Annotated in this window: 11 protein-coding genes and 2 pseudogenes; 4 read left to right on the plus strand and 9 right to left on the minus strand. The window is 52.8% G+C overall.

From position 1 onward, the window contains the following. Nucleotides 1-160: 160 nt before the first annotated feature. From Q1A75_RS22695 to Q1A75_RS22730, 8 genes and pseudogenes are all read right to left on the minus strand, one after another. Nucleotides 161-538 (minus strand): annotated as a pseudogene (locus Q1A75_RS22695) (transposase); the annotation flags it as partial. Next, nucleotides 533-721, minus strand: a pseudogene (locus Q1A75_RS22700) (integrase core domain-containing protein); the annotation flags it as partial. The pseudogenes Q1A75_RS22695 and Q1A75_RS22700, both read right to left, overlap by 6 nt. Nucleotides 722-1,287: 566 nt before the next feature. Then, nucleotides 1,288-2,277, minus strand: a complete 990-nt coding sequence (locus Q1A75_RS22705) for an alpha/beta hydrolase (protein ID WP_299593169.1) — start codon at nucleotides 2,275-2,277, stop codon at nucleotides 1,288-1,290. Nucleotides 2,278-2,376: 99 nt separating this feature from the next. After that, nucleotides 2,377-2,838, minus strand: a complete 462-nt coding sequence (locus tag Q1A75_RS22710; RefSeq protein ID WP_299593172.1) for a DUF4437 domain-containing protein — start codon at nucleotides 2,836-2,838, stop codon at nucleotides 2,377-2,379. A gap of 30 nt (nucleotides 2,839-2,868) precedes the next feature. Beyond that, a complete protein-coding gene (locus Q1A75_RS22715; RefSeq protein ID WP_299593175.1) occupies nucleotides 2,869-3,636 on the minus strand; it encodes an SDR family oxidoreductase in 768 nt (255 codons plus the stop codon). Nucleotides 3,637-3,661: 25 nt separating this feature from the next. After that, nucleotides 3,662-4,195 carry a cytochrome c gene (locus Q1A75_RS22720; protein WP_299593178.1) on the minus strand — a complete coding sequence of 178 codons (534 nt, stop codon included), beginning with the start codon at nucleotides 4,193-4,195 and terminating at the stop codon, nucleotides 3,662-3,664. After that, nucleotides 4,182-5,474 (minus strand): sulfite dehydrogenase, encoded by a 1,293-nt coding sequence (gene soxC, locus Q1A75_RS22725; protein ID WP_299593181.1) that lies wholly within the window; start codon nucleotides 5,472-5,474, stop codon nucleotides 4,182-4,184. The genes Q1A75_RS22720 and soxC overlap by 14 nt, the downstream gene beginning before the upstream one ends. 51 nt (nucleotides 5,475-5,525) lie before the next feature. Continuing rightward, nucleotides 5,526-6,389: a cysteine hydrolase gene (locus Q1A75_RS22730; protein WP_299593184.1), complete on the minus strand. Its 864-nt coding sequence runs from the start codon at nucleotides 6,387-6,389 to the stop codon at nucleotides 5,526-5,528. Nucleotides 6,390-6,899: 510 nt separating this feature from the next. Between Q1A75_RS22730 and Q1A75_RS22735 the strand changes: the two genes are divergently transcribed. The 4 genes from Q1A75_RS22735 to Q1A75_RS22750 all read left to right on the plus strand — a co-directional run bounded on the left by Q1A75_RS22735 (nucleotide 6,900) and on the right by Q1A75_RS22750 (nucleotide 9,261). Continuing rightward, nucleotides 6,900-7,484: a cytochrome P460 family protein gene (locus Q1A75_RS22735; RefSeq protein WP_299593187.1), complete on the plus strand. Its 585-nt coding sequence runs from the start codon at nucleotides 6,900-6,902 to the stop codon at nucleotides 7,482-7,484. 83 nt (nucleotides 7,485-7,567) lie between these two features. Beyond that, nucleotides 7,568-8,167: a cytochrome P460 family protein gene (locus Q1A75_RS22740; protein WP_299593190.1), complete on the plus strand. Its 600-nt coding sequence runs from the start codon at nucleotides 7,568-7,570 to the stop codon at nucleotides 8,165-8,167. A gap of 91 nt (nucleotides 8,168-8,258) precedes the next feature. Next, nucleotides 8,259-8,783 carry an OsmC family protein gene (locus tag Q1A75_RS22745; protein ID WP_299593193.1) on the plus strand — a complete coding sequence of 175 codons (525 nt, stop codon included), beginning with the start codon at nucleotides 8,259-8,261 and terminating at the stop codon, nucleotides 8,781-8,783. Between the two features lie 238 nt (nucleotides 8,784-9,021). Further along, nucleotides 9,022-9,261 (plus strand): hypothetical protein, encoded by a 240-nt coding sequence (locus tag Q1A75_RS22750; protein ID WP_299641363.1) that lies wholly within the window; start codon nucleotides 9,022-9,024, stop codon nucleotides 9,259-9,261. On the opposite strand, the gene Q1A75_RS22755 is transcribed toward Q1A75_RS22750, so the two are convergent. Continuing rightward, nucleotides 9,255-9,446, minus strand: a complete 192-nt coding sequence (locus Q1A75_RS22755; protein WP_299593199.1) for a transposase — start codon at nucleotides 9,444-9,446, stop codon at nucleotides 9,255-9,257. The two genes, Q1A75_RS22750 and Q1A75_RS22755, sit on opposite strands and share 7 nt — an antisense overlap. Between the last annotated feature and the right edge of the window lie 171 nt (nucleotides 9,447-9,617).

Raw genomic sequence — 9,617 nt, forward strand, 5'->3', positions numbered from 1 at the left:
TCACGCAAAAGCCGCAGAATACCTTCATCCGAATACCGTTTCCGCGCCATAAATCCTGTCCCCAAAACTAAGATAACTGCGCGCTTTCTAGGGTGAAGACTCGTAACCAACAGATGAGGGTTGCGGCGAGTGCGATTGCAGACAGGAAGACCTTTGGACATCAGTCATAGCGGGTTGCGACGCGTCGCCAATCCTTGAGCCTGCCGAACATGATCTCGATACGATTGCGTCTCTTGTATCTGCGTTTGTCATATCGCAAGGCTTTGGTGCGGAACTTCCAACCGGGAATGCACGGCCGTATGCCCTTGTCTTGCAAGGCTTCTATGAACCAATCAGCATCATAGCCGCGATCCACTGACCGGCAGGTTATTCGCGCAGCGAATACCCCGGGAGGGGCCGAGCGGCCACTCAGCGCTTGGCAGGCGGCTCAATAGTGCCCCTGCACCGATATAATCGTGCCCTGCCCAGCCGTGACAAAGAAGCTGATGGGCCGCCCTTGGCTGTCGCAGACCGCATGCAGCTTTGTGTTTATACCGCCAAGTGCGGAATGTGGGCGCTGGCGGTTGTAGAACTCAATCCATTTGCTGACACCGGCCATCGCCTCTGATCCGGTTTCCCAGGCATGCAAATGGACGCATTTATATTTCAAGGATCGCCAGAGCCCCTCAACGAAAATATTGTCAAGGACGCGGCCCTTGCCGTCCATCGAGATGCACATGCCGGATCGGCACAGCCGGTCAGTCCACTTCGATTGATGGATCATCGTTGGATGGACCCCAAACCGACTGGCCAGTTCGCTGACCGTCTGCTCACCTTTCAGTGCTTCCAACGCCACCTTGGCCTTGAGTTCTGGATGGCGTTGCTTCCGTTTCGACACTCCTGATCTCCTTCAGGTTGAAGATCAGCAGACAACAAATCGCAGCTTACGTCAGTATCCGAAGGACGGGGCGAATTCAGTCTTTGTCTGACTACCCTTTCCGAGCCGTTCCAACTCTCCTCTCAAGTCCGGCCTCAAGTGACAGCTCTCTGGAAAGGTTGGAGATTGTAGGGCTCGGGATGACCTGACCCCAGGCTACAAAATCAGGCTGAGTTTGTGTGGCCATTGCCTCGATCACAGGCGTGGACAAGGAAATGGAGCCTTGTTCAGTAAATTGTGTTCCAGCTTTGACAAATGGTGTCCGCTTACCAGAAACGAGAAAAACCTTGGTCATTTGAATGCCTTTTCAACCATTTCCGATCCCTTACGCCACATCGTGGGAATGTCCGCGGCGATAGAGGATAAGCCCGTTACTTGAGGTTCCTTGCGGTCATGAATGCGCGAATTTTGGCTGCGATCAGCGGGCCGTCCTCCTCAAGGGCAAAATGGCCGGTATCAAGGATATGATATTCCACGTCTTTCACGTCACGCTTGATACCTTCGGCACCCGGTGTCGGGAAAAACGCGTCATTCTTGGCCCAGACAACCAAGCTGGGAGGTTGATTATCTTTAAGGTATTGCTGCCACTCGGGATACAACGCAACGTTGGTGCGATAGTCATAGAACAGATCAAGCTGGACAGCGTGCTGACCCGGACGTGACAGGGATTGGAAATCCAGCAACCAATTGTCGGGCAAAATTCCATCAGGGTTGCGCGTGCCGTGGGTGTACTGCCAGCGCAGGCCTTCCAGACCAAACACATTGCTTGCGATGACTTTCTCTAGCTCCGTGTCGCGGCCTTCCCACAGCTTCATAATGGGTGCCCATGCTTCCTTGTTCAGGCCCTCTTCGTAAAGGTTGCCGTTCTGGAAGATCAACGCGTTGACCCGCTCAGGGTGTTGAGTGGCAATGCGCATCCCAATGGGCGCGCCGTAGTCCTGAAGATACATGGCATAGGACGAAATCTCGCGCTGTTCCAGGAACTGATTTACTGTCTTGGAGATGTTATCGAATGAGTATTCATATCCGCTTGGATCCGGAAAATCACTTGCACCGAATGCCGGATAATCCATAGCGATCACATGAAACTCATCACCAAGTTCGCGAATGAGGTTACGATACTGATGGGATGAACTTGGAAAGCCATGCAAGAGGACAATGGAGGACGGGTTATCCTTGCCCGCTTCGCGGTAGAAAATGTTTACGCCATCAACAGATTCATAGCCGTAATGCACGTCCGCGGCAGCTGATGTATGCGCGGACAATGATAAGGACATTGCCACTGCCAAGATGAGAGGCAAGAGTTTTCGAGGGTCCATTAATGGTTCCTTTCGAACAGAGGGTGGTGGAAGGACAATCATCTAACGCGAAAATCCTCCCAGGAAGCAAATGCCCTGAGGGCCCGCCGAAAGGCGCAACCAACAAAAGCGGCAGCTCTTTCGCATAAGTTACGCGCGGATTTACTCGCTAGGCTTGAAATCAAACCCTTGATCAGAATACATAAAAAACTCGCACGGAGTATCCGAGACACAGGCCGTGGTATGAATGCTTCCGGCCGCGACCGACCAGAAAGCACCAGGCTTAAGAACTGGCGGGTTTTCTTCCCCTTTGAACGGATTCGTCATTTCACCGGACAGGACGACCGCGCGGTAGGAATGCGAATGGGTGTGTGGCGGGGTCACAAAGTTGGCCGGGAAGCGTCCAAACGTTCCATGCGCGTGGCCGTTTCGGTTTCCATATGCTCTAGCGAAGTTGATTGTGTCATCACCGGGGAAGGCGGGCAAAAACTCTTTGTCCTCTATCGGCAATGCAGAATCTGCTATCTTTCCATCTTCTGCGACAGCTTGTGCACTGACAAATATGAACAGGGTTACGGTGGCCAGACTCGTTTTTGCTAGCGAAGAGAGGGTGAACTTGGTCATTCTTAATCTCCTGAATTCGAGTTGCGCGATCTAGTTCCGGCCAGCCATCACACCGCCGTCAACATTATGAACTGCTCCAGTTGTCCAACCGGCCTTTTCGGACAGCAAGAACACAGCGTGGTTCGCAACATCCTCAACCTGGCCAACACGCCCAATGGGATGAAACGCATCAAACCCATCCGTCAAAGTTTCTTCGATTTTGTCAGGCTCAATGAACGCCCCATAAATCGGAGTGATGACCACTGCAGGGGCAATCGCATTGACCCGGATATTGTGTTCTCCAAGCTCCATGGCGAGATGCTGGGTCAGCGAATGAATGCCGGCTTTGGCCATGGAATAAGCCGCTGACGGCGTGGCCTTGATCGCCTGATGGGCCCACATGGACCCGATGTTCACGATGGAGCCTCCCTCGTTTTTCATCATGTTGCGCACAACCGCTTGAGTGAAGAAATACGTCGATCGATTCAGATCCATGTATTTGTCATAGTCCTCGACCTCGGTATCAATGAAGGGCTTGGGCGCAAAAACGCCCGCCGCATTGACCAAATGGTTGATGTGGCGGGGTTCTTCATCAATCCTTTTGATAAGCGTCGTCACTGCATCAGCATCGCGTAGGTTGACTGCAATTGATTCCGCCGACCCGGCTCTGATGGCGTTGAGATCCGCCATAGCCTTTTCCAACCGATCAACCCGTTGAGAGAACAGGACGACAGTATGACCACTTTCAACAAGTTGCTTTGCCGTGGCAAAGCCCATTCCGGACGACCCACCCAGGATATAACTTACATGTTCGTGCATTTCGCGTTCCTCTAATTATCTAATTTTATTGATTGGCTACAGGCCAATATGAAATGAACCCGTCGGCATTTGGCATCTCAACCTGTGGCAGGCTTTCGGCATCCATAATCGCGTCGTCGGTGATAATTTCGTTTTGATTGAGGAGATAGGCGACAATAGAATAGACTTCATCATCGCTCAGACTGCCGGGAGCGTAATATGGCATCGCCCGCCGGACATAATCAAAGAGCGTAGTTGAATAAGGCCAAAAACTGCCGACTGTTTTGTTGTGCTCCAGGCTTGTAAGGGATCCGATGCCGCCAACCAGATCACCGGCTGGACCACCTTTGCCGTTTTCGCCATGACAGGCAGAACATTGTTCCGACCAAATGGCGCTACCTTCACTAGACGTACCGCTCCCGGTGGGAAGACCAACACCATCACGTCCAATGGAGATATCCCAATTGGCAAGATCGCCTTCACCAACGACCTGACCCAGATTTTGCGCATGCAGGGGCATGGCAAATGTTAAGGCCACTGCAGCCAGGATCAGCTTTGAGCCAAATTTAGACGTAGACATTTCTGATCCCTCCGTCGTGGGACACCGCCCAAACCTGAATCGCGTTTTGATGGAAAAGCTGGTTGGCCGCATAAGGTTCGTACCAGGCCTCCCGCGTTGGCTGTACGGCGCCGGCTTCGTCTGTCGCCCGACTCATCAATGTGGCTGACTGGCCACTCCATTGCCATGGCAATTGGAACCGGGTCAGGGCCCGTGTCGATGTCTGATCAGGGATCATCGCCTCAGCCCAGGACGCACCGCCGTCCGCGGAAACCTCAACTTTGGTAATTCGCCCGGCACCTGACCACGCGAGGCCGCTGATTTGATACAGACCTGGTGCACCCAGTTCTCTACCCGGAGAAGGGGAGGTGATGACAGACTTGACGCCCATCTCGTATGTGAATTGGCGCGATTTGCCATCTTTCTGCAACAACGTGTATTTTGATGTCTCGTCTTTTGCGTACACGGGGGCAGAGACGACCTTGATCCGGCGCAACCATTTGACGTTCATGCTGCCCTGCCATCCGGGTACGACAAGCCGCATCGGATAACCCTGTTCCGGGCGAATTCTTTCGCCATTCTGATAGAGCGCAATGAACGCGTCCCCGTCCATTGCCTTCTCGATCGGGATAGATCGGCTCATCTTGGCGGCATCAGCACCTTCGGCGACCAACCATTTACCCTGAGGTGAAACGCCTGCCTCATCCAGCAGTTGTGCCAGCGAAACGCCGGCCCATTCGGCATTTCCGATCAGGCCATGGATTTCACCAGCGGTACGTTGCTGGGCCTCATCAAAGCTGTTGAAAAGGCTGTTGCCAGCACATTCGATGAAGCAGGTCTTAGTCACCATGGGGTAGCGCAGCAGTGCTTCAACAGTAAAAACAAGTGGGCGTTCAACGAGACCATGGATCGCAAATTGATGTGCGGTGGGATCAATCTCGGGAATGCCGCTATGGTGACGCTCAAAGAAAAGGCCATTTGGCGTGATTGTGCCAGCCAGTTTTTCCAGAGGTGTGAATGAGACGCCCGACCCGTCTCCGATACCTTCGGGAAACAAAGGCAGTGTGGGACGCACCACTTCGCTTTCAAAAGGTGACGGTTGACCATAACCGGTCAAATCAAGGCCGGGCGAAGAGCTCCAATCTGGAACTCTCAGCTCCTCTGCTTGAACCAACCCAGAAGATAGACCCACGGCACCTGCGGCGGGGAAACCAGTGCGAAGCAGCCAGCGCCGGGAAACGAGGCCGTTCCCGGCGGCATGCTCTTCCGTACTAAGGGGGAGAAGCTTAGAGGAAGTCATGGAGTGTGCACCTTCTAAATTGTGGTTCAATTCGGCAGCGGAGGAGGGGGGTTAGGCAGACTTTTGGATCCTAGTAACCGCATCGTCGGTCCACCAAACGCCGTTGGCGACCATGCGATAGTTGATCAAGGCGGCCAGATACCCGTCACCTTCAGGGACTTTTGCTCCGGCAGTCGCGTCACGAACGACCGCAACTTCATATCCAAGCTCAAGCATTTCATAGAGGTGAGCCTGAACGCACAAATTGGCTGACATACCGCCCAAGATTACCTTATCGATGCCTTGCTTTCGCATCTGCAGGTTCAGGTCGTTCTGCGCCGGCCCATATATCTTGTGAGGCGAACAGATCACTGTCTTGCCGTCATTGATGTACTTTTTGTACTGCGGCATCCAATCCGACCCTGATCCGTCAAAGTTGTCGACGTTAAGCGCGCTCTTTCGATCAAACATTTTGATCGCGTGCATCGTCTTCTCCAACGTGCCTTCAAACTTCCACTGGTGGTCATGCGGGTAGTAATAGTGAGGAGATATAAACACGGGCATATCCACGGCTTTGGCGGCTGCGAACAGTTTCTCAATGTTGTCGACGGTCTGTTGCTCCGTCACGCTTTCGCCAACAACACCCCAACTGACACCTTGTTCGGATAGAAAATCGATTTGCGGATCGACGATAACCAAAGCGGTTCGTCCAGGCTCGATCTCCATATCAACTTCAGGCAACCCGCCCGTTTCGGGGTCGGCGTAAAATGCTTCGGCTTCATCCGTTGCAGCACTTGCCTCGCCGGTCATCCCAGCAGTAACTGCAGCTGTGGCCGCAGCAAATGTCATGCCGCTATTTGCAAGCAAACGGCGCCGAGACTGGTCGATCTGTTCCGTGCTTGCTTCACACCCACATTGGTTTGTCTTTTCGTCCACGGGCACACTCCATCCTTCTGCTTGTCTTTGGAACAGAATGCGAGCTGGAGGCGTTTCGTGATTTCAGAAAACGGTTATAAATCTCAAATTCTTGCAGAAATCGGTTTCGTGGAGGCTCTTCGCGAGGAGATATGCCGGGTCATCTAGTTGAGAAAACAAGTGCCGCCAGAGACGCTACATAGGGCCGTCTGCATTGGCTTCGCTTTTAGATGTCTTACACATGCCAGCTATAGGTTTGAGCAGCATGAGAGTGCATTTAGGCGCACTTTCGCAATCGCAAAATCGAACGGTTTTTCGGAATTTTTACCGGCTCTTAGTCGGAGCAGGAGGCGCTGGTTCCCCCTTTGTTCATGGTGGTTTCTGCAAATTTGGCCACCAGAATCACATCGCAGCATTCTGGCACCGCCGCAATATTTCGATATCACGCCAGCTGAAACGGCATCAACCTAGCGGAAACGCGGGATCTTGAAGATACCGGAAGAAACTTGTTGCCACCAAGGAGTACTAACGATGCCAAGAACCTGCAGACCAATTCTTCTCACAACCCTGATCACTCTAGGCATCGGCTCAACTTTTTTGTCGGCGACAAGCGGTCATGGGCAATCTGCTGCTGATCCAGCCGGTGCTGTCGATCAAGCCGGAAACATTCAGGTTCCTGACATGGATTACCGCAAGGAGTGGGTCGCCCTAGGCACTTGGGCAGTTGCGGCTGATGAGGGAGTTCTTGGGTCCAACGGCATGCATGTCGTCTACACGCAAGAAGAAACGGTCACAGCTTATCTGGAGACAGGTAAGTTTCCTGATGGGGCTGTTCTTGTGAAAGAACTGCTAGGCACCGAAACCGCTGAAATGACAACCGGAACCATCAGCCGCGCTGGCGATATCGAAGGTTGGTTCGTTATGGTCAAAGATTCTACCGGCAAATTTGAAAACACAAACGGCCTCTGGGGTGAAGGCTGGGGTTGGGCATATTTTGGTGCTGACAATAGCGCTGAGACAACAACGACAGACTACGAATCCGAGTGTTTAGGCTGTCACGTTCCCGCAGAAGGTAACGACTGGATCTACACCGAAGGCTATCCAGTCCTGAGATAAGCATCGCATATCAACTCAATCATCTGATGATTGCGGAAGCCGGCCGATCAACTGAATCCCCTACAAGAAGAAGGAATATCAAGATGAAGACAAGATATACATTGGCACTGACGCTGTCCGCCGCCGCAGTTTTGAGCGCTGCTGGCTATGGATGGCTCAAGCCTGCTATGGCCCAGCAAACCGAGGATTGGAAACCTGTATGGACGGAGGACGGTCAGTTACAACTTCCGACCGGATATCGCGAATGGGTGTATCTGGGTTCGCCACTCACACCAAATGCGTTGAACGGCGGTGCCGCCGGTTTCCCTGAGTATCATAATGTCTATGTCCATCCATATGTATACGCGATCTACAAGGAGACCAAGGTCTTTCCTGAAGGCACGATCCTGTTGAAGGAACTTCAGCTGACTTTGGAAGCGGAGGAAGAAGATGGTTCCCGCTTTGAAGTATCAGGTCGCGGTTTTTTCCCTGGTCCATTCAACGGAATCGACATTGCGGTGAAGGATTCAAGCCGTTTCGCTGATAGCCAAAATTGGGGTTACTTCAACTTCGGTCACCACGCACCACCCTACGCTGAGACAGCGGCTGCAGCACCGATAGAAGCTTGTGCGTCTTGCCACATCGACAACGCGGACGAAGACATGGTCTTTACTCGTTTCTACGCGATTTTGGGCGCAGACTGAGAGTTTCTACCGGAGGGCTCGTCTAGCCGAGCCCTCCGGTTGCTTAGGTTAGTCGGCTTAACTAGCTACCACAAAAAAAGGAAGCACAGTCATGACCCAGGGTACAAAACAACCGGTGGAATTAGCGATGGTGATGCATTCAACAGAAAACGGATATTCTTGTGAAGAAAAGCCCGAAACTGCACGCGCGACCGAAACCACAGGCGGGAAATTCCAACAAATCGTCACCAGTGGCAATCACCGTGTTATGGCTGATGAGCCGGTTAGCTACGGCGGTCTCGATACCGGTTTGTCGCCCTACGATTTTCTGTCATCTGCGGTGGCCACTTGTACGGCAATGACCCTGCGAGTGTATGCTGAGCACAAGTCGCTCCAGCTGGGTCGTATCAGTGTGGGTGTCACCCATGCCAAAGTTCACCTGGATGATATGACTGCGGCGGCAACATCTGATAAGAGATCCGCTGGATACATAGACCGATTTCAAAGATCGATCTCAATCGAAGGCGAACTACCGGATGATCTGCGGGAGAAATTAATATCAATTGCTGAAAAATGCCCCGTTAGTAAGACACTTGAACGCTCGTCCCAAATTGTCACAGTGTTTGATGAGAGCTAACGTGCTGGAAGTTAGCCTCAAGCGTGCCCTCATCTTGCAACATATTGGACATAAACTCCGCTCCACAACCTTCGTGTGGCGGCCTCTGCATTTCCACACATCCAAACTGATCCAGCCCCCTGATCCGGGCCGTTCCTGCGTAGAACCCGTTCCTGTTTCTTTCTGTTGATTGGTCTGCGGTCAAGGCCTGCTGAGCGGAGCCTTTGCGGAGCTTACGGTAGAGTCGGAACAGCTTCTTATGGTTCACCTCAAAACCCTCTCTGGCCAGCAAGATACCAAGCCGCCAATACCCGAACCGGCGACGCTCATTTGCCAGTTCACCCAGCCGCCTGCGCAGGACTTCATCGCCCCGTTCCTGCTTCTGGTACTGGAAGACGGACTTGTGCAGGGCAGCCAACTCGGACGCCCGACGCTCGGACAGGCCGTGCCGATCCATCACATCCGACACAGCTCGTCTTTTGACATCGGGCGTCAGTAGTTTTTTGTAGCGAGGTCTTTCAGAGCAGCATTGTCCAGCATGGCATCTGCCAGTATGCGCTTCAGACGATTGTTCTCGTCTCCGAGTACACGCAGTTTCTTGGCATCCGACACGTTCATGCCCCCGAACTGGGCTTTGTATTTGTAGAATGTCGCATCGCTGATCCCATACTTCCAGCACTGCATCAGTTCTCTTGCACCAGTTGAGCTTTTGGGGGGCCGAGGAGCATCGGCCAATACAAGAGGGCGAACCCCAAAAAGGCAGCCACCCAAAGCAAAGCAGTGTCTGACGTCAGCGCCTATGGGTCCAAATAGCGGTATTTGCTAAGAGAGGGTTTGTTGCTCATCGTGGCCACC

Source organism: uncultured Tateyamaria sp., from assembly GCF_947504105.1.
GTDB lineage: Bacteria > Pseudomonadota > Alphaproteobacteria > Rhodobacterales > Rhodobacteraceae > Tateyamaria.